Source organism: Citrobacter sp. Ca225 (genome assembly GCF_030337175.1).
Classification (GTDB): domain Bacteria; phylum Pseudomonadota; class Gammaproteobacteria; order Enterobacterales; family Enterobacteriaceae; genus Citrobacter_A; species Citrobacter_A amalonaticus.
This window is the reverse complement of record NZ_JAOWCD010000015.1, coordinates 18,842-42,890: the sequence shown is the minus strand read 5'-3', so window position 1 is coordinate 42,890 and position 24,049 is coordinate 18,842. Positions and strand designations below refer to the sequence as shown.

At 51.5% G+C, this 24,049-nt stretch carries 24 protein-coding genes; 7 read left to right on the top strand and 17 right to left on the bottom strand.

Annotated elements, in window-relative coordinates; all coding sequences use genetic code 11:
- Positions 1 to 50: 50 nt before the first annotated feature.
- The 6 genes from OGW13_RS00275 (at position 51) to OGW13_RS00255 (ending at position 5,813) form a co-directional block, all read left to right on the top strand.
- The gene (locus tag OGW13_RS00275; protein ID WP_287115453.1) at positions 51 to 980 is read left to right on the top strand and encodes a DUF7916 family protein; all 930 of its coding nucleotides are present in this window, start codon (positions 51 to 53) and stop codon (positions 978 to 980) included.
- A gap of 144 nt (positions 981 to 1,124) precedes the next feature.
- A complete protein-coding gene (tnaC, locus tag OGW13_RS25655; protein WP_099433256.1) occupies positions 1,125 to 1,199 on the top strand; it encodes a tryptophanase leader peptide in 75 nt (24 codons plus the stop codon).
- A 243-nt stretch (positions 1,200 to 1,442) separates the two neighbouring features.
- Positions 1,443 to 2,858, top strand: a complete 1,416-nt coding sequence (tnaA, locus tag OGW13_RS00270) for a tryptophanase (protein ID WP_042998738.1) — start codon at positions 1,443 to 1,445, stop codon at positions 2,856 to 2,858.
- Between the two features lie 109 nt (positions 2,859 to 2,967).
- Positions 2,968 to 4,218, top strand: a complete 1,251-nt coding sequence (gene tnaB / locus OGW13_RS00265) for a low affinity tryptophan permease TnaB (protein WP_044256168.1) — start codon at positions 2,968 to 2,970, stop codon at positions 4,216 to 4,218.
- A gap of 268 nt (positions 4,219 to 4,486) precedes the next feature.
- Positions 4,487 to 5,236 carry a 4'-phosphopantetheinyl transferase family protein gene (locus tag OGW13_RS00260; protein ID WP_044268139.1) on the top strand — a complete coding sequence of 250 codons (750 nt, stop codon included), beginning with the start codon at positions 4,487 to 4,489 and terminating at the stop codon, positions 5,234 to 5,236.
- Positions 5,237 to 5,246: 10 nt separating this feature from the next.
- Complete coding sequence (locus tag OGW13_RS00255) at positions 5,247 to 5,813, top strand: NADPH-dependent FMN reductase (RefSeq protein WP_130097585.1); 567 nt, start codon at positions 5,247 to 5,249, stop codon at positions 5,811 to 5,813.
- A 60-nt stretch (positions 5,814 to 5,873) separates the two neighbouring features.
- Here OGW13_RS00255 and adeP read toward each other — a convergent pair whose 3' ends face one another.
- Positions 5,874 to 7,211, bottom strand: a complete 1,338-nt coding sequence (gene adeP / locus OGW13_RS00250; protein WP_042998744.1) for an adenine permease AdeP — start codon at positions 7,209 to 7,211, stop codon at positions 5,874 to 5,876.
- 166 nt (positions 7,212 to 7,377) lie between these two features.
- On the opposite strand from adeP, the gene yieH reads away from it, so the two are divergent.
- Entirely contained in the window at positions 7,378 to 8,043 is a 666-nt protein-coding gene (gene yieH, locus OGW13_RS00245) for a 6-phosphogluconate phosphatase (protein ID WP_042998745.1), read from the top strand.
- A gap of 82 nt (positions 8,044 to 8,125) precedes the next feature.
- Here yieH and phoU read toward each other — a convergent pair whose 3' ends face one another.
- The 16 genes from phoU to atpI form a co-directional block, all read right to left on the bottom strand.
- The gene (gene phoU / locus OGW13_RS00240; RefSeq protein ID WP_042998746.1) at positions 8,126 to 8,851 is read right to left on the bottom strand and encodes a phosphate signaling complex protein PhoU; all 726 of its coding nucleotides are present in this window, start codon (positions 8,849 to 8,851) and stop codon (positions 8,126 to 8,128) included.
- A 24-nt stretch (positions 8,852 to 8,875) separates the two neighbouring features.
- Positions 8,876 to 9,649, bottom strand: coding sequence for a phosphate ABC transporter ATP-binding protein PstB (pstB, locus tag OGW13_RS00235; RefSeq protein WP_042998747.1), 774 nt, complete (start codon positions 9,647 to 9,649; stop codon positions 8,876 to 8,878).
- Between the two features lie 97 nt (positions 9,650 to 9,746).
- Complete coding sequence (pstA, locus tag OGW13_RS00230) at positions 9,747 to 10,637, bottom strand: phosphate ABC transporter permease PstA (RefSeq protein WP_042998748.1); 891 nt, start codon at positions 10,635 to 10,637, stop codon at positions 9,747 to 9,749.
- Positions 10,637 to 11,596: a phosphate ABC transporter permease PstC gene (gene pstC / locus OGW13_RS00225; protein WP_042323550.1), complete on the bottom strand. Its 960-nt coding sequence runs from the start codon at positions 11,594 to 11,596 to the stop codon at positions 10,637 to 10,639. The genes pstA and pstC overlap by 1 nt, the downstream gene beginning before the upstream one ends.
- Before the next feature lie 192 nt (positions 11,597 to 11,788).
- A complete protein-coding gene (gene pstS, locus OGW13_RS00220) occupies positions 11,789 to 12,829 on the bottom strand; it encodes a phosphate ABC transporter substrate-binding protein PstS (RefSeq protein ID WP_044268157.1) in 1,041 nt (346 codons plus the stop codon).
- Positions 12,830 to 13,147: 318 nt separating this feature from the next.
- A complete protein-coding gene (glmS, locus tag OGW13_RS00215) occupies positions 13,148 to 14,977 on the bottom strand; it encodes a glutamine--fructose-6-phosphate transaminase (isomerizing) (protein WP_044256178.1) in 1,830 nt (609 codons plus the stop codon).
- Between the two features lie 237 nt (positions 14,978 to 15,214).
- On the bottom strand, positions 15,215 to 16,585 hold the full coding sequence (glmU, locus tag OGW13_RS00210) for a bifunctional UDP-N-acetylglucosamine diphosphorylase/glucosamine-1-phosphate N-acetyltransferase GlmU (protein WP_044256180.1): 1,371 nt from the start codon (positions 16,583 to 16,585) through the stop codon (positions 15,215 to 15,217).
- A 313-nt stretch (positions 16,586 to 16,898) separates the two neighbouring features.
- The gene (locus OGW13_RS00205; protein ID WP_003023809.1) at positions 16,899 to 17,318 is read right to left on the bottom strand and encodes a F0F1 ATP synthase subunit epsilon; all 420 of its coding nucleotides are present in this window, start codon (positions 17,316 to 17,318) and stop codon (positions 16,899 to 16,901) included.
- A 20-nt stretch (positions 17,319 to 17,338) separates the two neighbouring features.
- The gene (gene atpD, locus OGW13_RS00200) at positions 17,339 to 18,721 is read right to left on the bottom strand and encodes a F0F1 ATP synthase subunit beta (RefSeq protein WP_003023806.1); all 1,383 of its coding nucleotides are present in this window, start codon (positions 18,719 to 18,721) and stop codon (positions 17,339 to 17,341) included.
- Positions 18,722 to 18,747: 26 nt separating this feature from the next.
- Positions 18,748 to 19,611, bottom strand: coding sequence for a F0F1 ATP synthase subunit gamma (atpG, locus tag OGW13_RS00195; protein ID WP_005121458.1), 864 nt, complete (start codon positions 19,609 to 19,611; stop codon positions 18,748 to 18,750).
- A gap of 50 nt (positions 19,612 to 19,661) precedes the next feature.
- Positions 19,662 to 21,203 (bottom strand): F0F1 ATP synthase subunit alpha, encoded by a 1,542-nt coding sequence (gene atpA, locus OGW13_RS00190; RefSeq protein ID WP_042998753.1) that lies wholly within the window; start codon positions 21,201 to 21,203, stop codon positions 19,662 to 19,664.
- A gap of 12 nt (positions 21,204 to 21,215) precedes the next feature.
- Positions 21,216 to 21,749, bottom strand: a complete 534-nt coding sequence (gene atpH, locus OGW13_RS00185) for a F0F1 ATP synthase subunit delta (RefSeq protein WP_042998754.1) — start codon at positions 21,747 to 21,749, stop codon at positions 21,216 to 21,218.
- 14 nt (positions 21,750 to 21,763) lie between these two features.
- Positions 21,764 to 22,234, bottom strand: coding sequence for a F0F1 ATP synthase subunit B (atpF, locus tag OGW13_RS00180; protein WP_003827022.1), 471 nt, complete (start codon positions 22,232 to 22,234; stop codon positions 21,764 to 21,766).
- 59 nt (positions 22,235 to 22,293) lie between these two features.
- On the bottom strand, positions 22,294 to 22,533 hold the full coding sequence (gene atpE, locus OGW13_RS00175; RefSeq protein ID WP_000429386.1) for a F0F1 ATP synthase subunit C: 240 nt from the start codon (positions 22,531 to 22,533) through the stop codon (positions 22,294 to 22,296).
- 46 nt (positions 22,534 to 22,579) lie between these two features.
- Positions 22,580 to 23,395 carry a F0F1 ATP synthase subunit A gene (gene atpB / locus OGW13_RS00170; RefSeq protein ID WP_042998755.1) on the bottom strand — a complete coding sequence of 272 codons (816 nt, stop codon included), beginning with the start codon at positions 23,393 to 23,395 and terminating at the stop codon, positions 22,580 to 22,582.
- Between the two features lie 8 nt (positions 23,396 to 23,403).
- Entirely contained in the window at positions 23,404 to 23,784 is a 381-nt protein-coding gene (gene atpI, locus OGW13_RS00165; protein WP_042323565.1) for a F0F1 ATP synthase subunit I, read from the bottom strand.
- Positions 23,785 to 24,049 lie beyond the last annotated feature (265 nt).

Below are 24,049 nucleotides of genomic sequence, written 5' to 3'. Positions count from 1 at the left end.
AATTGACGGTTAATTCAGGGCATTATCGTTTTATAAGAGGGTCTCTTTTTATGGAACATAAACGTTTACTTGACTGTAGTGCTTCTGATTTCGTGTGCATGGACAAAACGGCGCTGCTGTACGCAATCCGCGCCAGTGAAGGCCGCGTCCTGGTCAGTGAAACCATCGCCATTACCCAACCATTGCTCAATAACGTCACTAATGCCGAACTTGCCGCGTCGCAGGGGGCGGACATTCTGCTGATCAACATGTTCGATAGCAAAGCACCGCTAATCCAGGGAATGCCTGCCGGTACTGCACCGGATCAGACGTTGCATGAACTGCAGCGCCTGACCGGACGCATCATAGGCGTCAACCTTGAGGCCGTCGATCCTGAATTTGCCAGTGCGCATGATGACATCTGGAAGATGAAACCAGGCCGTGCCGCAACCGCAGAGAATGCTCGCAAACTGGTAGAAATGGGAGCGAAGATCCTGGTACTGACGGGAAATCCCAACAACGGCGTTAGCAATCTCGCTCTGGGAAAAGCGGTGAAAACGATCCGTGAGGCCGTTGGCGACAAGGCCATTATCATCACCGGTAAAATGCACGGCGCAGGGATTGTGCGGGAAAGCGGCAGCGCAATTATCAGTGAAAGTGACGTCGCCGCCTTTGCCGGACAGGGCGCAGATATCGTGCTTATTCCGGCACCAGGAACAGTACCGGGTATGAGCCAGCAAAAAGTAGAGTCGCTGATCGCGTGTGCACACGCGCACGGTGCGCTGGCAATGACGGCAATCGGCACCTCTCAGGAGGGCGCAGACGTCAGTACAATTCGCCAGATAGCCCTGATGAGTAAAATGGCAGGGGCGGATCTCCATCATATTGGCGATACTGGCTATATGGGAATGGCGTTGCCGGAAAATATACTGGCCTACAGCGTGGCGATTCGTGGCGTCAGACATACTTATACACGTATTGCCCGTTCGGTAAATCGCTAGCGGAATATTGTATTTTCTTGAATGATCCTTAATTAATTAAATGTTAATTTAACTGTGATTTTTATCACAGTTAAATTATTCTCTCATAGACAAATATTTTCATTGCCATAATGTAGCACTGTGTCTACAGAGGATAACTCAATCATGATTATCTTACATGCATACATCATTTCAAAATGGTTTAATGTTGACAATAAAATTGTCAATCATCACCCTTAAATTTCCCTGCCTTTATTTTGCCAGAACATAGGCTATTCGTAGTCTGTTCATTTGGCACATCTCAAACATAGCTCAATTTCTCATTGTGGTTGCATATCGCAACGCCACGTATGCCTGTTCGTTTTTTAAAACGAAAATACAGTCATGACTGGAATAAATGAGAGATGAATTATGCCGGGTATATTTATACCCGCGTGCAGACGTATTGAGTCAATACAGTGAAATAAATTAAAGGATTATGTCATGGATAACTTTAAACATTTACCAGAACCCTTCCGTATTCGTGTTATTGAACCGGTAAAACGTACAACGAGAGAACATCGGAATAACGCAATTATTAAATCCGGGATGAACCCTTTCCTGCTGGATAGTGAAGATGTCTTTATTGATCTGCTGACCGACAGCGGTACTGGCGCAGTGACACAGAATATGCAAGCAGCCATGCTACGTGGGGATGAAGCCTACAGCGGCAGCCGTAGCTATTATGCGTTATCTGAAGCAGTGAAAAACATTTTTGGTTATCAATATACAATTCCAACGCACCAGGGCCGCGGTGCAGAACAAATTTATATTCCGGTTCTCATCAAAAAACGTGAGCAGGAAAAAGGGTTAGACAGAAGTAAGATGGCGGTTTTCTCCAACTACTTCTTCGATACCACTCAGGGACACAGCCAAATCAACGGCTGCGCCGTGCGTAACGTGTACATCAAAGAGGCATTTGATACTGGTGTTCGTTATGACTTTAAGGGAAATTTCGATCTCGATGGATTAGAGCGCGGCATTCAGGAAGTCGGCCCCAACAACGTTCCGTATATTGTGGCGACCATTACCAGTAACTCTGCAGGCGGGCAACCGGTTTCATTAGCCAACCTGAAGGCCATGTATAATATCGCTAAAAAATATGACATTCCGGTAGTCATGGACTCCGCGCGCTTTGCCGAGAATGCGTATTTTATCCAGAAACGCGAAGCAGAATACCGGGACTGGAGCATCGAAGAAATTACCCGCGAGACTTACAAATATGCCGATATGTTGGCAATGTCCGCGAAAAAAGATGCGATGGTGCCAATGGGCGGCTTACTGTGCATTAAAGACGACACCTATTTTGACGTCTATACCGAGTGCAGAACCCTGTGCGTCGTACAGGAAGGCTTCCCGACATACGGTGGTCTGGAAGGCGGGGCAATGGAGCGTCTTGCGGTGGGTCTGGTGGATGGTATGAACCAGGACTGGCTGGCCTATCGTATCGCGCAAGTGCAATATTTAGTCGATGGCCTCGAGGCGATTGGCGTCACTTGCCAACAAGCTGGCGGCCACGCGGCCTTTGTCGATGCGGGTAAATTATTGCCGCACATTCCGGCAGAACAGTTCCCGGCTCAGGCTCTCGCTTGCGAACTCTATAAAGTGGCCGGTATCCGCGCCGTTGAGATTGGTTCATTCTTATTAGGCAGAGATCCTAAAACCGGTAAGCAATTACCTTGCCCGGCCGAGCTTCTGCGTCTAACCATCCCAAGAGCAACGTATACGCAATCTCATATGGACTTCATTATTGAAGCCTTTGAACACGTCAAAGAAAACGCGATGAATATTAAAGGGTTGACCTTCACCTACGAACCGAAAGTATTACGTCACTTCACCGCTAAACTGAAAGAAGTTTAATTATAAGCATCAGGGGGTTATACGATGTAACCCCCCAGCGATAAATCCACTTCCTTTATATTGTTGCATAATTAAAACCTTATAGGTTCACTATAATTAATGAGGCATCATGGAAGAAAATTCGAATGCTAAACACTCCTCCTTTTGGGGGATTATGGTCATAGCCGGTACGGTGATTGGTGGGGGGATGTTTGCTCTCCCCGTTGATTTGTCCGGCGCGTGGTTTTTTTGGGGGGCGTTTATTTTAATAATCGCCTGGTTTTCAATGATGCATTCCGGACTCCTGTTATTAGAGGCAAATTTAAATTACCCCGTTGGATCCAGTTTTAATACCATTACTAAAGATCTTATTGGCAACAAATGGAACATTGTGAGTGGATTTACCGTTGCCTTTGTTCTCTACATTCTCACGTATGCCTATATTTCTGCTAATGGCGCCATCATTAGCGAAACGATCTCCATGAATATGGGATATCGCGTTAACCCCCGAATTGTCGGAATCTGTACTGCCATTTTTGTCGCCAGCGTGTTGTGGATCAGTTCACTGGCAGCCAGTCGAATTACCTCCTTGTTCCTCGGGATTAAAATCATCTCTTTTATTATCGTTTTTGGGTCATTCTTCTTCCAGGTCGATTTTTCTATACTGCGGGATACGGCAGGCCAGGCTCAAAACAACGTCTCTTACTTCCCCTATATTTTTATGGCATTACCGGTATGCCTGGCTTCATTTGGCTTTCACGGAAACATTCCCAGTCTGATCATCTGCTATGGCAAAAGAAAAGATAAATTAATTAAAAGCATTGTCTTTGGTTCTTTGCTGGCGCTGGTGATTTATCTGTTCTGGTTGTATTGCACCATGGGTAACATTACACGGGAAAGCTTCAGTGAGATCATTGCGTCGGGCGGTAATGTTGATTCATTAGTAAAATCATTTCTCGGCACCAGGCAAACCGGAATCATCGAATTTTGTCTGCTGGTTTTTTCAAACCTGGCCGTCGCCAGTTCCTTTTTTGGCGTGACTCTGGGGCTATTTGATTATCTTGCGGATCTGTTCAAATTCGACAATTCGGCAATGGGACGTTTTAAAACCGTCTTGTTAACCTTCCTGCCTCCGGCGCTTTTATACTTAATCTTCCCGAACGGTTTTATCTATGGCATCGGCGGCGCAGGGCTGTGCGCAACGATATGGGCCGTGATCATCCCTGCGGTACTGGCCCTGAAAGCCCGCCAGAAGTTCCCCAATAAAATGTTTACCGTCTGGGGCGGTGTCTTTATCCCGACTATCGTGATCCTGTTCGGCGTAGCGGTTATTGTTTGCTGGTTCGGCAACGTCTTCAACCTGTTACCCCGATTCAGTTAAATTGCTGTTCCTCCATGCTGACATGCCGCCTCATTCAGGGCGGCATGTCAGTCAGGAATTCACTGTTGTCCAAATGGCAATTCGCCTTCTTCCCTGGGAGACCATCAAACAACCTCTCCTGACGCAAAAACAGCCAATCCGTACCAGGAAATGTAAATGCGCGTAAGGGAGGCTGATTCATTCGTACTTTTTGGCTATTTACTCTGTCTATAAACCGAGTAAATGTTACTCTCGTCATTATCACCGACCATTAATCATGGAGAGAAAAATGGCGACCCATTTTGCCAGAGGGATCCTGACGGAAGGACACTTGATTTCGATGCGCCTTCCGTCATCCTGCCATCATGAAGCACGAAGACTCCCCACACATCGCCAGACCCGTTTTCTGGCATCCCGAGGACTTCTCGCCGAGCTGATGTTTATGCTGTATGGCACGCTCGAGTTACCGGAAATCGTATACAAAGCCAAAGGTAAACCGGCATTTCGCGATAAAAATCTACCCAGCTTTTCCATCGCCTATGCCGGTAATATGGTCGGTGTGGCGCTGACAACCGAAGGGGAATGCGGACTGGATATGGAACTCCAGCGCGCCCCCCGTGGATTTATTAGCCCCCATACCGCCGACGTCCCAACCTTCTCCAGCAACGAAAGCCTGTGGATCAGCAAGCAAAACGATCCGGACGAAGCGCGCGCACAGATGATCACCTTACGCCAGAGCGTCCTGAAACTGACGGGTGACGTCCGCAACAACGATCCGCATGAGCTGCAATTGCTGCCAGTCTCCGGGCGTCTGAAATGTGCCCGTGTTGCTCAGATTGAGGCTATTTGCGATGCCGAAGACCTGCTGGTGTGGTCGGTTGCGGTTACGCCAGCCATTGATAAACTTCAACTTTGGGAGTTTGATGTTAAGCAGGGCTGGAAAAGCCTGCCTGATATCCAGACCCGCGCGAATGCGCCGACGGGTCGTCTGATGCGATTCGCGCAATTATCTGCCGCGACGTCTTATACGCACAACTGATGGAGTTACCATGTCTGAAACGTTGAATGTTGTTACGTTACTGGGAAGCCTGCGCAAAGGTTCGTTTAACGGTATGGTTGCCCGTACGCTGCCGAAAATCGCCCCGGCGGGTATGAAAATCAGTGCGTTACCGTCTATCGGTGATATCCCGCTTTACGATGCTGACGTGCAGCAGGAAGAGGGGTTTCCGGCAAGCGTCGACGCGCTGGCTGAGCAAATTCGCCAGGCTGATGGCGTGGTTATCGTTACGCCGGAATATAACTATTCAGTGCCGGGTGGTCTGAAGAACGCCATCGACTGGCTGTCACGCCTGCCCGATCAGCCGCTTTCAGGCAAACCGGTGCTCATCCAGACCAGCTCGATGGGGGCGATTGGCGGCGCGCGCTGCCAGTATCATCTGCGTCAGATCCTGGTTTTCCTGGATGCCATGGTCATGAACAAGCCGGAATTTATGGGTGGCGTGATACAGAACAAAGTAGACCCGCAGACGGGTGAAGTGATTGACCAGAGTACGCTGGACCATCTAACCGGCCAGCTCACCGCGTTTGGTGACTACATCCAGCGCGTGAAGGCGTAAGCCAGAAACAAAAAACCCGGTAGCGTGATGCTTACCGGGTTTTTTTATGTCCTGACGGACTTAGTGCGCGTCGATAAACACAATCTTCAGCACAAACAGCAGCGCCACAACGACCACGCACGGGCTCAGCTCACGCAGACGACCGGTACCGATTTTCATCACACAGTAAGAGATAAAGCCCAGCGCGATCCCTTCGGTAATGGAGAAGCTGAACGGCATCATCACGGCAGTGATAAACGCCGGTACAGATTCAGTGAGATCGTCCCACTTCACGCGCGCCAGACTGGACGTCATTAACACGCCGACGTAAATCAGCGCGCCTGCAGCCGCATAGCCCGGTACCATCCCCGCCAACGGAGAAAGGAAGATCACCAGCAAGAACAGCAGACCAACCACCACCGCGGTCAGGCCAGTACGCCCCCCAACAGAAACGCCGGAAGAGGACTCGATATAAGCAGTGACGGAAGACGTACCGATAAATGCCCCGGTCACAGAGGAGACGCTATCGACAAACAGCGCCTGCTTCATGCGCGGAAATTTCCCTTTTTCATCCGCCAGACCGGCTTTATCAGTTACGCCGATCAATGTGCCGGAGGAGTCAAACAGGTTAACCAGCATGAAAGAGAAAATCACCCCAGCCAGACCAATGTTAAACGACCCCGCCAGATCGACATGCCCAATCACCGATGAGACGCTCGGCGGCGCAGAGACAATGCCGTTATAGTGCACATCACCCAGCATCCAGCCCAACAGCGTAGTGACGATGATGGATACCAGCACGGCGGCGTGAATATTACGTGACGCCAGGATAGCGATGATAAAGAAACCGAGCACGCCCAGCAGGACGCTATGGGAGGTCAGATTACCAATGCTGACCAGCGTTTCCGGATTCGCAACGATGACACCCGCGTTTTTAAGCCCCATCATGCCGATGAATAGACCGATACCGCTGGTGATCCCCACGCGCAGACTGACCGGGATATTGGCAATCATCCAGTAACGCACGCGGAAAATAGTCAGCAACAGCAGACCGACGGCGCCCCAGAAAATCGCCCCCATACCGACCTGCCACGACAGGCCCATCGCGCCAACCACAACGAAGGCAAAGAACGCATTCAGCCCCATCGCGGGCGCCAGTGCCACCGGCAGGTTAGCGAACAGCCCCATCAGAATGCTGCCGAACGCGGCAATCAGACAGGTGGTCACGAAGACAGCGCTGGTGTCCATGCCAGCAACGCCCAGAATTTGCGGGTTAACAAAAACGATGTAAACCATCGTCAGGAAGGTGGTAAAACCGGCGATCACTTCGGTTCGTGCCGTTGTGCCATGTTCGCGCAGTTTGAACACGCGTTCCAGCATCCCCTGACCAGACGTCTGGGTTGTGTGTTGTTGACTCATTATCAATTTCCAAACAAGGAGGGAAAATTCGTCGCTATCCTATACCAAAATGCGACAATAGGGGGTGATTGTGTGAGGTTTTTTTCATTGAATTTGCTTATACGGCAACGATTGCGTTGCACAATCAGGCAGTACGTAAACGTTAAACTAGTGAAAAGGGAAAGGCATGTCCGGAATTGAAGCGGTATTTTTTGACTGTGACGGTACGCTGGTCGACAGTGAAGTGATCTGTTCCCGCGCGTACGTCGCAATGTTCCAGGAATTCGGTATCACCCTCGATCTTGAAGAAACTTTTAAACGCTTTAAGGGCGTAAAACTCTACGAAATCATTGATATCATTAACGAGGAGCATGGGGTGACGTTGGCCAAAGCCGACTTAGAACCCGTCTACCGCGCCGAGGTCGCACGCCTGTTCGACTCGGAACTGGAAGTGATCCCTGGTGCGAATACCTTGCTGGACAGCATGACGGTGCCGATGTGCGTGGTCTCTAACGGTCCGGTCAGCAAAATGCAACACTCGCTGGGTAAACTGGGCATGCTGCATCATTTCCCGGACAAACTGTACAGCGGCTACGATATTCAACGCTGGAAGCCCGATCCGGCGCTGATGTTCCACGCAGCAAAAGCGATGAACGTCAACGCACAGAACTGCATTCTGGTCGATGACTCTTCCGCTGGCGCGCAGTCAGGGATTGATGCGGGAATGGAAGTGTTCTACTTCTGTGCCGATCCGCACAACAAGCCTATCGAACATCCCAAAGTGACGACTTTTACCGATTTGGCACAGTTGCCGGCGTTGTGGAAAGCACGCGGCTGGAATATTACCCGGTAATTTTTGTAGGCCCGGTAAGCTTGCGCCACCGGGCAATTGCCGGATGGCGCTAACGCTTATCCGGCTTATTTTCTACGTTTTATCACTCTTTTGGATCTTTACCCGCCAGCAACTTATCCAGCTCATCGCCGCCCACGTGACGGAAATCCTGGCCCTTCACGAAGTAGAAGATGTATTCGCAGATATTCTGGCAGCGGTCGCCGATACGCTCGATAGAGCGCGCGCAGAACAACGCGGTTAACACGCTGGGAATGGTGCGGGAATCTTCCATCATGTAGGTCATCAGCTGACGCACGATCCCTTCGTATTCCTGGTCCACTTTCTTGTCTTCACGGTAGATACGCACTGCTTCATCCAGATCCATCCGCGCAAAAGCATCCAGCACGTCGTGCAGCATCTGTATGGTGTGACGCCCCAGTGACTCCAGGCTCACCAGCAGCGGCTGATGTTGCTGGGAGAACTTCTCCAGCGCGGTACGACAGATTTTATCCGCCACGTCGCCAATACGTTCCAGTTCGGCGATGGTTTTGATGATCGCCATCACCAGACGCAGATCGCTCGCCGTCGGCTGGCGCTTGGCGATGATGCGAACACAGGCTTCATCAATCGCCACTTCCATCATATTGACGTGCTTATCGCCATCAACAACGCGTTTCGCCAGCTCGCTGTCCTGATTGTGCATCGCGGTGATGGCATCAGAAAGTTGCTGCTCGACCATGCCGCCCATCGTCATTACCTGAGTGCGGATACTTTCCAGTTCGGCGTTGAACTGACCGGAAATGTGTTTATTAAGGTTTAAATTGTCCATCATTTCTCCAGATGCCCGGGCATATCAACCGTAGCGGCCAGTAATGTAATCTTCGGTTTGTTTCTTCGCGGGCTTGGTGAACAGGTCGTCCGTGTTGCTGAACTCAATCAACTCGCCCAGGTACATAAACGCCGTATGATCGGAACAACGCGCAGCCTGCTGCATGTTGTGGGTCACGATCACCACGGTGTAATCCTGTTTCAGCTCGGTAATCAGCTCTTCGATACGACCGGTTGAGATCGGATCCAGTGCTGAGCACGGCTCATCCAACAGCAAGACTTCCGGGCGAATGGCGATACCTCGCGCGATGCACAGACGCTGCTGCTGACCACCGGAGAGAGAATATCCGCTCTGGTGCAATTTATCTTTGGTTTCATTCCATAGTGCGGCCTTGGTCAACGCCCACTGCACGCGCTCGTCCATATCCGCCCGGGACAGTTTCTCAAACAGACGCACGCCAAAGGCGATGTTGTCGTAAATAGACATCGGGAACGGCGTCGGCTTCTGGAACACCATCCCGACTTTGGCACGCAGCAGGGCGATATCCTGGGTATTGGTGAGAATATTGTCACCATCGAGCAGAATTTCACCTTCCGCACGCTGTTCCGGGTAGAGTTCAAACATCTTGTTGAACGTACGCAACAGCGTCGATTTACCGCAGCCAGAAGGCCCGATGAATGCCGTTACCTGGTTCTTTGCAATATCCAGGTTGATGTTCTTCAGGGCATGGAATTTGCCGTAGTAGAAGTTCAAATCACGAACCTGAATCTTACCCGGAGCAGTATCAACCATACTCATTTTACTCTTTTCCTTATCATGCCTGATGGCGCTTCGCTTATCAGGCCTACAACAAATAGGTTCAACCGTAGGCCGCACGCCGCCATCCGGCAACGTGTTAACCGTGTTTGCTCTTGGCGAAAATTACGCGCGCCAGAATGTTCAGCAGCAATACGCACAGCGTGATAATCAGCACCCCGGCCCACGCCAGTTGCTGCCATTCCGCAAACGGGCTCATCGCAAATTTAAAGATGGTGACCGGCAGGTTGGCGATCGGCTGCATCATGTCGGTACTCCAGAACTGATTGGAGAGCGCGGTAAACAGCAGCGGAGCGGTTTCACCTGCGATACGCGCAATCGCCAGCAGGATACCGGTCATGATCCCGGAGACAGACGCTTTCAGCGTAATCGCGGAGATCATTTTCCATTTCGGCGTCCCCAGCGCATAAGCCGCTTCACGCAGACTATCCGGCACCAGCTTCAACATGTTTTCGGTGGTTCGAATCACGATAGGCACCTGCAGCAGCGCCAGCGCAATCACGCCCGCCCAACCGGAGAAGTGCTCCATCTGCGCCACCACAATGGTGTACACGAACAGACCAACCACAATAGACGGGGCGGAAAGCAGAATGTCATTGATGAAGCGAATCACTTCCGCCAGCCAGGATTTGCGACCATATTCCGCCAGATAAATCCCGGCCATGATGCCCAGCGGCGTACCAAACACGGTTGCCCAGAGGATCAACAGACCACTGCCCGCCAGGGCGTTCGCCAGACCGCCACCCGCCGTGTTCGGCGGCGGCGTCATTTCGGTGAACAGCGCCAGCGACATCCCGTCGATACCACGGGAAATGGTGGACATCAGGATCCAGACGAGCCAGAACAGACCAAACGCCATCGTCGCCATAGAAAGCGTCAGGGCGATGCGGTTTTTCATCCGGCGCTTAGCCTGCATTTTGCGGCGGGATTCCGCCAGTTCCGCGCTGGTTTGCATTTCAAGCGTAGCCATTAGCGTGCCCCCTCGTTCTTCGCAAGGCGCAAAATCATAAACTTAGACGCTGCCAGCACGATGAAGGTAATCACGAACAGAATCAGACCCAGTTCCATCAACGCCGCAACGTGCAGGCCAGACTCCGCTTCCGCAAATTCATTCGCCAGCGCCGAGGTGATGCTGTTACCCGGCATATACAGCGATGCGCTGTCGAGCTGGTAGGTGTTGCCGATGATGAAGGTCACCGCCATCGTTTCACCCAGTGCTCGTCCCAGACCCAGCATGATGCCGCCAATTACCCCATTTTTGGTGAACGGCAACACGATGCGCCAGATAACCTCCCAAGTGGTACAGCCGATACCGTAGGCAGACTCTTTCATCATCACCGGCGTCTGTTCAAATACATCACGCATTACAGCTGCAATGTAAGGGATGATCATGATGGCGAGGATCACGCCAGCCGCCAAGATACCGATACCAAACGCCGGGCCGGAGAACAGCGCGCCAACAAACGGAATGTTGGAAAGGATATTACCGACCGGTTCCTGAAAATAAGTGGCAAACAGTGGAGCAAAGATAAACAGGCCCCACATGCCGTAGACGATACTCGGGATCGCCGCCAGCAATTCAATCGCAATCCCCAGCGGACGACGCAGCCAGCCTGGCGCGAGTTCGGTCAGAAACAGGGCAATGCCAAAGCTCACCGGAACGGCGATCAGCAGTGCGATAAAAGAGGTGACCAGCGTACCGTAGATCGGTACCAGCGCCCCGTAGATATCGTTTGGCGCGTCCCAGTCTTTGGTCCACAGGAAAGAGAAACCAAATTTCTCAATGCTGGGCCAGGAGGAGATGATCAGAGAGACAATAATGCCACCCAACATCAATAGCACAATCAGCGCAGCCAGTTTTACCAGCGCGCTGAAGATTTTGTCACCCTTTTTACCCGGTGGGTTAAAAGCAGGCTTGGTTGCAGCCATAAATCACTCTTTAAGTTTGGGCCAGGAAGCGCGCATTTTATCGCGCTTCCTGGCTAACGTAATGCCATACCCTAAATAATTCGAGTTGCAGCAAGGCGGCAAGCTTGTGAATCCCCAGGAGCATAGATTCACTATGTGACTGGGGTGAACAAACGCAGCCAACACAGCTGCGGCTCGAAGTATGACGGGTATTTAGTACAGCGCTTTACCGCTGCTGTCTTTCACATTGGTCTTCCATGCTGCACGGATCTGCTCTACCACGCTGTCCGGCAGGCTGGCGTAATCCAGGTCATTAGCCTGTTTGCCGCCATTTTTGTATGCCCAGTCGAAGAATTTCAGCACTTCAGCACCCTGCTCAGGTTTCTTCTGCTCTTTATGAATCAGAATAAAGGTGGTGGAGGTAATCGGCCACGCATCATCACCTTTCTGGTTCGTCAGATCCTGTGCGAAGGATTTACTCCAGTCAGCGCCTTTCGCGGCGTTAGCGAAGTTCTCTTCAGTCGGACTAACCGGTTTACCGTCAGCAGAAACCAGTTTGGTGTATGCCAGGTTGTTCTGCTTAGCGTAAGCGTATTCAACGTAGCCGATGGAACCTGGCAGACGCTGTACGAACGCGGCGATACCGTCGTTACCTTTACCGCCCAGACCGGTTGGCCAGTTAACGGTAGAGCCAGCGCCCACTTTGGTTTTCCACTCTTCGTTCACTTTCGCCAGATAGCTGGTGAAGACGAAGGAGGTACCAGAACCATCGGCACGACGCACAACGGCGATGTTCTGAGAAGGCAGTTTCACGCCTGGGTTCAGTTTGGTGATGGCTTCATCATCCCACTTCTTGATTTTACCCAGGTAGATGTCACCCAGCGTTTTACCATCCAGTACCAGTTCGCCAGACTTCAGACCAGGGATGTTCACCGCCAGTACCACGCCGCCAATCACGGTCGGGAACTGGAACAGGCCTTCCTGATTCAGTTTTTCGTCAGACAGCGGCGCATCAGAGGCACCGAAATCAACAGTATTCGCTGTAATTTGTTTAACACCACCGGAGGAGCCGATACCCTGGTAGTTAACTTTACTACCGGTCTCTTTCTGATAAGTATCAGCCCATTTGGCATACACCGGCGCAGGAAAAGTTGCACCTGCGCCTGTCAGACTTGCTGCTGCTAATGCAGAGAAAGCGCTCATAGATAAGGTCGCGGCGACAACAGTTGCGACAGTGGTACGCATAACTTTCATAATGTCTCCTGCAAGATTTTCGTAAATCATTGTTAAGTGGCTACGATGAGCAAAATAGGACAAACAGGTGACAGTTAAATGTACGAAATATGACAGTTTTATGACAATGAAAATTTCCGTTAAATCAGAATGATTTTTTTCCTGTTTATCATTAAGTTAAATGAAAATATGACAATAGCTTTTCAGGAAAATTTTCTTTTTGTGACACTGAAAAAAGTAGCTGAAGATGACGATTTGTCACAGTAAAACGGCGGGAAAATTGATTAAAAACAGCACAGGAATGAAAAAAATGCCCCGCTTTCGCAGGGCATGAGCGTTTTACTCGACGGTAACTGATTTTGCCAGGTTACGCGGCTGATCCACGTCGGTACCTTTAATCAGCGCCACGTGATAAGCCAGCAGTTGCAGCGGCACGGTATAGAAGATCGGTGCAATCACCTCTTCCACATGCGGCATCTCAATGATGTGCATATTGTCGCTGCTGGCAAAACCGGCGTCCTGATCGGCGAAGACATACAGCTGACCGCCACGGGCGCGCACTTCTTCAATGTTGGACTTCAGTTTTTCCAGCAGTTCGTTGTTTGGTGCAACAACGATAACCGGCATATCGGCATCAATCAGCGCCAGCGGGCCGTGTTTCAGCTCACCTGCCGCATAGGCTTCTGCGTGTATATAGGAGATCTCTTTCAGCTTCAACGCGCCTTCGAGAGCGATCGGATACTGATCGCCACGGCCCAGGAACAGGGCATGGTGTTTGTCAGAGAAATCTTCAGCCAACGCTTCAATGCGTTTGTCCTGAGAGAGCATTTGCTCGATACGGCTCGGCAGCGCCTGCAGGCCATGAACAATGTCATGCTCAATGGACGCATCCAGACCTTTCAGACGCGCCAGTTTCGCCACCAGCATCAGCAGAACGGTTAACTGAGTGGTAAAGGCTTTCGTCGACGCCACGCCGATTTCCGTGCCGGCATTGGTCATCATCGCCAGATCCGATTCACGTACCAGAGAAGACCCCGGAACGTTACAGATGGCGAGTGAACCCAGATAGCCCAGTTCTTTCGACAAACGCAGGCCTGCCAGCGTATCCGCCGTTTCACCCGACTGAGACAGCGTGATCATCAGGCTATTACGGCGTACTGCTGATTTGCGGTAGCGGAATTCAGAAGCGATTTCGACGTCGCACGGAATACCGGCCAAAGATTCAAACCAGTAGCGAGAAACCATCCCGGAGTTGTAAGACGTGCCACACGCGATGATCTGGATATGCTCAACCTGAGACAACAGCTCGTTAGCTTTTGGCCCGAGTTCGCTTAAATCCACTTCGCCATGGCTGATGCGCCCGGTCAGAGTGTTTTTAATCGCATTCGGCTGTTCGTAAATCTCTTTCTGCATGTAGTGGCGATAGATACCTTTATCACCCGCGTCATATTGCAGATTAGATTCGATATCCTGACGCTTCACGTCCGCGCCCGTTTTATCAAAAATCGCGACGGAACGGCGAGTCACTTCCGCAATATCGCCTTCTTCCAGGAAGATAAAGCGACGGGTCACCGGCAGCAGCGCCAACTGATCGGAAGCGATAAAGTTTTCGCCCATTCCCAGACCGATAACCAGCGGGCTACCTGAACGTGCAGCCAGCAACGTATCTGGATGACGGGTATCCATGATTACCGTACCGTACGCGCCGCGCAGTTGCGGGATGGTACGCAGCACAGCATCACGCAGCGTACCGCCCTGTTTCAGCTCCCAGTGCACTAAGTGAGCAATTACTTCGGTGTCGGTTTCTGAAACGAAGGTATAGCCACGCGCTTTAAGTTCTTCACGCAGTGGTTCATGGTTTTCGATGATGCCGTTATGCACCACCACAATGTGTTCAGAAACATGCGGATGCGCGTTTGCTTCTGAAGGTTCGCCATGCGTAGCCCAACGGGTGTGAGCAATACCAGTACCGCCATGCAGCGGATGTTCTTCCGCAGCCTGAGACAGCATCTGTACTTTACCCAGACGACGCAGACGGGTCATATGACCTTCTGCATCTACCACGGCCAGACCCGCAGAGTCGTAACCACGGTATTCCAGACGACGTAAACCTTCGAGAAGGATTTCAGCTACATCACGTTGCGCGATAGCGCCAACAATTCCACACATAGTTTTTTATTCCGAATCAAGGCATTATGCCTGTCGTTGTCTTTCGACCTGTATGCCCGTATTTTCGGGCGCCCCGAGCCTTGTAGAGAGTGGGGTTATTTTTATAGGTACTGCTGGGGGGAAATACATTTTTATTTCCTCACCCGGGTTGGCCTGATGCAGGCAACGCCTTATCCGGCCAACAAAACATCACTGAACGTAGACCGGATAAGCGAAAGCGCCATCCGGCAAAAATATCTACTTTTTCTTCACCGGGCGTTTCCAGCCCTGCTTATTCACCTGCGGAACACGGCTGATGACCAACTCATTATCAGCCACGTTACGGGTGACGGTGGTCCCGGCAGCGATGGTTGCCCCATGGCCTACGGTCACCGGCGCCACCAACTGAGTATCGGATCCGACAAACACATCGTCGCCAATAATGGTTTTAAACTTGTTCGCGCCGTCGTAGTTGCAGGTAATGGTGCCTGCGCCAATGTTCACGTTGTCGCCAATTTCCGCATCGCCCAGATAGGTCAGGTGACCGGCTTTTGAACCTTTGCCGAGACGCGCTTTCTTCATCTCGACGAAGTTACCGACGTGAGCACCTTCCATCAGTTGCGCACCAGGGCGCAGACGAGCAAAGGGTCCAATGGTGCAGGCCGCGTCCAGATGGGCATCTTCCACTACGCTGTACGGGCTGATTTCACAGTCATCACCAATAACGCTGTTTTTAATGACGCAGCCCGCGCCAATCTTCACGCGATGGCCCAACGTGACCTGACCTTCGATGATAACGTTAGTATCAATTTCAACATCTCGCCCGTGAACGAGCGTTCCGCGCAGGTCAAAACGCGCCGGATCGCGCAGCATCACGCCCGCCAGCAGCAGTTTTTCTGCCTGCTCGGACTGGTAAACACGCTCCAGGCGGGAGAGCTGAAGACGGTTATTTACCCCTTCAGTTTCGCTAATACGCGCCGGATGTACCGCCGCAATCTCACGCCCTTCCTGGTAGGCCATCGCAATGATGTCGGTGATGTAGTATTCACCCTGCGCGTTGTTATTGGTCAGTTTAGACAGCCAGCGTTTCATGTCCGCGCCATTGGCAATCAGGATCCCGGTGTTGATCTCCTGAATCCTGCGCTGTTCCTCGCTGGCATCTTTATGCTCAACGATGCCGGTCACTTTGCCGTTTTCACGGGTGATGCGACCATAGCCGCTCGGATCGTCCAGCACGACGGTCAACAAACCGATGCCGCCCTGGGGTTTAGCTTCACGCAGGCGAGTCAGGGTTTCAACGGAGATCAGCGGGACATCACCGTAGAGCATTAAAATGTCTTCATCATCGCCAAAGAACGGCGCTGCCTGCTGCATAGCATGGCCGGTGCCCAACTGCTCCGCCTGCAGCACCCAGTTCAGGTTGTCTTCTTTCAGGCTTTCTTTAAGCAGATCGCCACCGTGGCCGTAGACCAGATGCACCTGAGAGGAGCCTAATTCATTTGCTACATCAATGACATGCTGAACCATCGATTTCCCGGCAAGGGTGTGCAGCACTTTTGGAAGATCGGAATACATACGTGTGCCTTTGCCTGCGGCAAGGATCACTACGCTCATCGCTTTATTCAACATACGCGCCCTGACTGTAATTTGAGAACGAATTTATACCGTTTCACGTTGAAAATACTACATTTTTTTCGTCGTGAAATGGGCAGAGGATAAAACACACAATCGCGAATTTTCCCCAACGAAGATAGAGACATTTTCGTCCATTGCTGCGACTTTTGTCTTCTTAAATGTCACCTGATATCGCGATTAACGCGCCAGGCTAATGTTTTTGCTCTTTTTTTGTTCCCTAAAGAAAGATGACGCAAACAGCACATTAATGACAGGCAAAAAAAAACCAGCCTGAAATCAGACTGGTTTTCATTTTTTCAACCCGGTGTTACATCGCTTTTTTGGTCAACTCGATAACGCGCAGTTTCGCGATCGCTTTGGCCAGTTCCGCAGATGCCTGAGCGTAATCCACGTCACCATGAGAGCTCTTAATGTGCTCTTCAGCCTTACGTTTCGCTTCCAGGGCTCTCGCTTCATCGAGATCCTGCCCGCGAATCGCGGTATCAGCCAGTACGGTCACGCTGCCAGGTTGCACTTCAAGAATGCCGCCAGACAGGTAGATAAACTCTTCATGACCGAACTGTTTAACGATGCGGATCATACCAGGCTTAATGGCGGTGAGCAGTGGGGCGTGCCCTGGGAAAATACCCAGTTCACCTTCACTACCCGTTACCTGGATTTTCTCGACCAGACCAGAGAACATTTGTTGCTCTGCGCTGACGACGTCCAGGTGGTAAGTCATTGCCATATCACCCTCCGATTAAGGCGTTAAAGTTTTTTGGCTTTTTCTACGGCTTCGTCGATAGAACCAACCATGTAGAACGCCTGCTCTGGCAGGTGGTCATACTCGCCTTCCATGATGCCTTTAAAGCCACGGATGGTGTCTTTCAGGGAAACGTATTTACCCGGAGAACCGGTGAATACTTCCGCAACGAAGAACGGCTGGGACAGGAAGCGCTGGATCTTACGCGCACGTGCTACCACCAGTTTGTCTTCTTCAGACAGTTCATCCATACCCAGGATGGCGATGATGTCTTTCAGTTCCTGGTAACGCTGCAGCAGGGACTGTACGCCACGCGCGGTGTCGTAGTGTTCCTGACCAACCACCAGAGGATCCAGCTGACGGCTGGTAGAATCCAGCGGGTCAACGGCTGGGTAGATACCCAGAGACGCGATCTGACGGCTCAGTACCACAGTTGCATCTAAGTGAGCAAAGGTGGTGGCTGGCGACGGGTCAGTCAAGTCATCCGCAGGTACGTATACCGCCTGAACGGAAGTGATAGAACCGGTTTTGGTAGAAGTGATACGTTCCTGCAGAACCCCCATCTCTTCCGCCAGGGTCGGCTGGTAACCTACCGCTGATGGCATACGACCCAGCAGTGCGGAAACTTCCGTACCGGCCAGGGTGTAACGATAGATGTTATCGACGAACAGCAGTACGTCACGACCTTCGTCACGGAATTTCTCTGCCATGGTCAGACCGGTCAGTGCAACGCGCAGACGGTTTCCCGGCGGCTCGTTCATCTGGCCATATACCAGGGATACTTTATCCAGAACGTTGGAGTCGGTCATTTCGTGGTAGAAGTCGTTACCCTCACGAGTACGTTCACCTACGCCCGCAAACACGGAGTAACCGGAGTGCTCGATCGCGATGTTACGGATAAGCTCCATCATGTTTACGGTTTTACCTACACCCGCACCACCGAACAGACCAACTTTACCGCCCTTCGCGAACGGACACATCAGGTCGATAACTTTGATACCGGTTTCCAGCAGTTCCTGAGAGCTGGACAGCTCTTCATAGGACGGTGCTGCGCGGTGGATAGCCCAACGCTCTTCTTCACCGATATCGCCTTTCATGTCGATCGGGTGACCCAGGACGTTCATGATACGACCCAGGGTTGCTTTACCTACCGGGACTTCGATCGGGTGCTCGAGGTCTTTGACTTCCAGACCACGACGCAGACCGTCGGAAGAACCCATTGCGATGGTACGTACGATACCGCCGCCGAGCTGCTGTTGAACTTCCAGCACCAGACTCTCTTTACCATTCATAACCTCAAGAGCATCGTACACGCGCGGTACGGCATCCTGAGGGAATTCGACGTCAACCACGGCGCCGATTACCTGGACAATTTTTCCAGTAGCCATCTTGAATCCTCTACGAATTAACCTGGTTATACCGCGGATGCACCACCGACGATCTCGGTGAGTTCCTGAGTAATGCTGGCCTGACGAGCTTTGTTGTATACCAACTGCAGCTCTTTAATCAGGCTGCCGCCATTGTCGGTCGCGGCTTTCATCGCCACCATACGTGCGGCCTGCTCGCTGGCCAGGTTTTCTACCACGCCCTGATAAACCTGAGATTCAACGTAACGACGCAGCAGGGTATCCAGCAGCGGTTTCGGATCAGGTTCATACAGGTAATCCCAGGCTTTTTGTTTTAACTCTTCATCTTCTGATGCCGGTAATGGCAGCAGTTGAGTCAGCGTCGGAACCTGAGACATGGTGTTGATAAATTTGTTACTGACAACGTACAGTCTGTCCAGACGACCTTCATCGTAAGCCTGCAGCATCACTTTAACCGGACCGATCAGTTCGGACAGGGAAGGGTTATCCCCCATACCGGTTACCTGCGCAACCACATTACCGCCAACGGAATTAAAGAAAGACACGCCCTTAGAGCCGATCATTGCGATGTCGCACTGAACGCCTTTATCGGACCATGTTTTCATATCCGCCAGCAGCTTTTTGAACAGGTTAATGTTCAAGCCACCACACAGACCACGGTCAGTCGACACCACCAGGTAGCCCACGCGTTTAACGTCGCGTTCTTCCAGGTACGGGTGCTTATATTCCAGATTACCATTCGCAAGGTGACCAATCACTTTGCGCATGGTCTCTGCATAAGGACGGCTGGCCGCCATGCGATCCTGCGATTTACGCATTTTGGAAGCGGCGACCATCTCCATCGCTTTAGTGATCTTCTGCGTGTTCTGGACGCTTGCGATCTTACTACGTATCTCTTTTGCGCCGGCCATGAGCTTCTCCTCAATGCCTTGCGGCCTGTCCTAAGACAAGCCGCCAGACGTTACCAGGACTGGGTTGCTTTGAAGGAATCGAGGATAGCTTTCAGCTTGCCTTCGATTTCGTCGTTATAGTTACCAGTCTGGTTGATTTCTTGCATCAGCGGAGCATGGTCACGGTCGACATAAGCCAGCAGAGCGGCTTCGAAGCTACCGATTTTCGCCAGTTCCACATCTTCGAGGTAACCGCGTTCAGCCGCGAACAGAACCACACCCTGTTGTGCTACAGACATAGGGGCATACTGTTTCTGCTTCAGCAGCTCAGTCACTTTCTGACCGTGGCTCAGCTGTTTACGGGTTGCTTCGTCCAGATCGGATGCGAACTGAGAGAACGCAGCCAGTTCACGATACTGTGCCAGCGCGGTACGGATACCACCGGACAGTTTCTTGATAATCTTGGTCTGAGCAGCACCACCTACACGAGATACAGAGATACCCGGGTTAACCGCCGGACGAATACCGGAGTTGAACAGGTTAGTTTCCAGGAAGATCTGACCATCGGTAATAGAAATTACGTTGGTCGGAACGAACGCAGAAACGTCACCCGCCTGGGTTTCGATAATCGGCAGAGCGGTCAGGGAGCCGGTTTTACCTTTCACTTCACCCTTGGTGAAGTTCTCAACGTATTCCGCGTTAACGCGGGATGCGCGCTCCAGCAGACGGGAGTGGAGGTAAAACACGTCGCCCGGGAATGCTTCACGTCCTGGCGGACGACGGAGCAGCAGGGAAACCTGACGGTAAGCAACAGCCTGTTTAGACAGGTCATCATAAACGATCAGCGCATCTTCACCGCGATCACGGAAGTATTCGCCCATTGCGCAACCGGCATACGGCGCCAGGTATTGCAGTGCGGCAGATTCAGACGCGGTCGCTACCACAACGATGGTGTTAGACAGGGCGCCGTGTTCTTCCAGTTTACGAACCACGTTAGAAATGGTGGACGCTTTCTGGCCGATAGCCACGTACACACATTTAATGCCGGAATCACGCTGGTTGATGATGGCATCGATTGCCATCGCGGTTTTACCGGTCTGACGGTCACCGATGATCAATTCACGCTGACCACGACCGATTGGGATCATGGCATCAACGGATTTATAACCAGTCTGCACCGGCTGATCGACGGACTGACGTTCGATTACGCCTGGTGCGATAACTTCGATTGGCGAGAAGCCATCGTTATCAACCGGACCTTTACCGTCAATCGGAGAACCCAGTGTGTTAACCACACGGCCCAGCAGGCCACGGCCAACCGGAACTTCCAGAATACGACCCGTACACTTAACCTTCATACCTTCGGCGAGGTCAGCGTATGGACCCATCACCACTGCACCCACGGAGTCGCGCTCCAGGTTCAGTGCGATAGCGTAACGGTTACCCGGCAGGGAAATCATCTCACCCTGCATACAATCGGCCAGGCCGTGAATGCGGATAACACCGTCACTTACAGAAACAATAGTACCTTCGTTGTGAGCTTCACTCACAACATTGAACTGAGCAATGCGCTGCTTGATCAGTTCGCTGATTTCGGTGGAATTCAGTTGCATGCTCCAGTCCCCTTAAGACTGCAAGACGTCTGCAAGACGTTCAAGACGGCCGCGTACGCTACCATCAATGACCATATCACCCGCACGGATGATTACGCCCGCCATTACAGACTTATCGATTTTGCAATTCAGCTTAACTTTGCGTGACAGACGTTTTTCCATCGCAGCGCTAATCTTCGCAAGCTGTTCTTCACTCAGTTCGTTCGCGGAAGTGACTTCTACCTCAGAGATAGACTCACTCGCGGCACGCAGGTGAATAAACTGCTCAAGAACATCCGGGAGCGCGTTCAGACGGTTATTCTCAGCCATCACCTTAATCAGGTTCTGACCGTTTTCGTCCAGTTGCTCACCGCAAACTGCGATAAACGACCCGGCGAGCGTTTCCGGCGCCAGTGCGCCAGAGAGAAGCTCTGCCATTTGTTCGTTCTTAGTCACCTCGGCGGCAAACGCCAGCATGTCCTGCCAGCGCTCTACACTTTGGTGTTCGACGGCAAAGTCAAAAGCTGCTTTGGCGTAGGGGCGAGCTACCGTAACAAATTCAGACATCAGCCCCTCCCTCCTTACAGTTCAGCGACAAGTTTATCCACGATGTCGCTGTTAGCAGCTTCATCCACGGAACGTTCGATGATCTTCTCGGCGCCAGCAACAGCCAGGATAGCAACTTGCTTACGCAGCTCTTCACGGGCACGTTTACGCTCGGCATCAATTTCCGCCTGCGCCTGGGCCACGATTTTAGTACGTTCCTGTTCTGCTTCCGTTTTGGCTTCGTCCAGGATCTGAGCGCGACGTTTGTTCGCCTGCTCGATGATTACCTGAGCTTCCGCCTTCGCTTTTTTCAGCTGGTCGGTCGCGCTGGCCTTTGCAAGGTCAAGATCCTTGTGTGCGCGTTCAGCAGAAGCAAGACCGTCAGCAATTTCTTTTTGACGCTTCTCGATGGCAGCCATTAACGGCGGCCATACATACTTCATGCAGAACAGAACAAACAGGACAAACGCGATGGCCTGGCCGAGGATTGTTGCGTTAAGATTCACAGCACAATGCCTCTATCTAGTTAACGTTCTGATATTGCTCTTAATTCAAGCAACGCTTACTACGCGACAGCGAACATCACGTACAGACCCAGACCTACAGCGATCATCGGGATAGCATCCACCAGACCCATAACGATAAAGAACTGAGTACGCAGCAGAGGAATCAGATCAGGTTGACGCGCTGCGCCTTCCAGGAATTTACCCCCGAGGATGCCGATACCGATCGCAGCACCGATTGCCGCCAGACCCATCATCACAGCGGCAGCCATGTACAGCAGATCCATATTCAGGTTTTCCATGACAGTCTCCAGTTTGTTTCAGTTAAAACGTAGTAGTGTTGGTAAATTAATGCTCTTCAGACGCCATCGACAGATAGACGATCGTCAGAACCATGAAGATGAAGGCTTGCAGCGTAATAATCAGGATGTGGAAAATGGCCCACGGCACATTCAGGATCCACTGTGACCACCACGGCAACAGACCAGCAATCAGAATGAAAATCAGCTCACCGGCATACATGTTGCCGAACAGTCGCAGACCGAGAGAAACCGGTTTAGACAGCAGACTTACCCCTTCAAGGATTAAGTTGACAGGGATGAACGCCCAGTGATTGAACGGCTGCAGCGTCAACTCTTTCGCGAAGCCACCGATGCCTTTCATTTTGATGCTGTAGAACAGAATGAGGATAAATACGCCGAGCGCCATGGACAGGGTAACGTTCACGTCAGCAGACGGAACCACGCGCAGTGCAGGCAGACCGAAGATATGCTCGCCGATGTACGGCAGCAAGTCGATTGGCAGTAAGTCCATCAGGTTCATCAGGAATACCCAGACGAAGATCGTCAGGGCCAGTGGTGCAATCAGCTTGCTTTTGCCATGGTACATGTCTTTCACGCTACCATGCACAAAGCCGATTATCAGCTCAATCGCGGTCTGAAACTTGCCTGGTACGCCGCTGGTCGCCTTTTTGGCCACGCTGCGGAACAAAGCCAGGAACAACAGACCCAGCACCACCGAGAAAAACATGGAGTCAATATTGAGCGTCCAGAAGGTGGCTGGGGGGTTATGCGGATCCACCAGCGAGAATGTACGCAGGTCCAACTGAAGGTTGTTCAGATGGTGTCCTATGTAATCCTGCGGCGTCATATTTTCTGAAGCCATGATGCCTTTTACCCTTTGTTGTTAATTACAGCCGGCGCCAGTATCTGAACCACCAGCACCAAAACCCACGTAACGATCAGCGGCAAAAATACCGCCTTGAAAACCGCCAGCGCCACCACCAGCAAAATCAGCATCGCTAACACCTTGAAGGCTTCGCCGAAGGCGAACGTCCAGGCCACTCGGCCTTTAGCAGGTGTATGCGCCTGGTGACGCCAGGCAAATATCATAAACAACACGTTAGGCAGAAAGACTGCCATACCTCCGCATATTGCGGAAGTGCCCCAGAAGAGGTCTTTGAGGCTGAACAGCAATCCACTTGCTACTACCGCCAGAAACTGAATGAACAGAAGCTTACGAGCAACGTTTCGACTCAAGAGCGACACAGACATCACGTTTTTAACTCCTGCTCCCTTCGAGGTATGCCGCGTGTCGTATAAAACGTTCTTTGAGGCTTAGAGTCAAGCATCAAAAAGCGGTCAAATTATACGGTGCGCCCTCGTGATTTCAAACAATAAGTAGCTAAAAGGTGAATAAATGTTTAAATATTTTTCCCTGGCCCACATTTATGACTTTTAGCCAAACTGTGAACGATCATGCAAAACTGCAAATAGCGCGTAAACACTGGTGTTAAAGCGTGCTTCAGATCACATATTG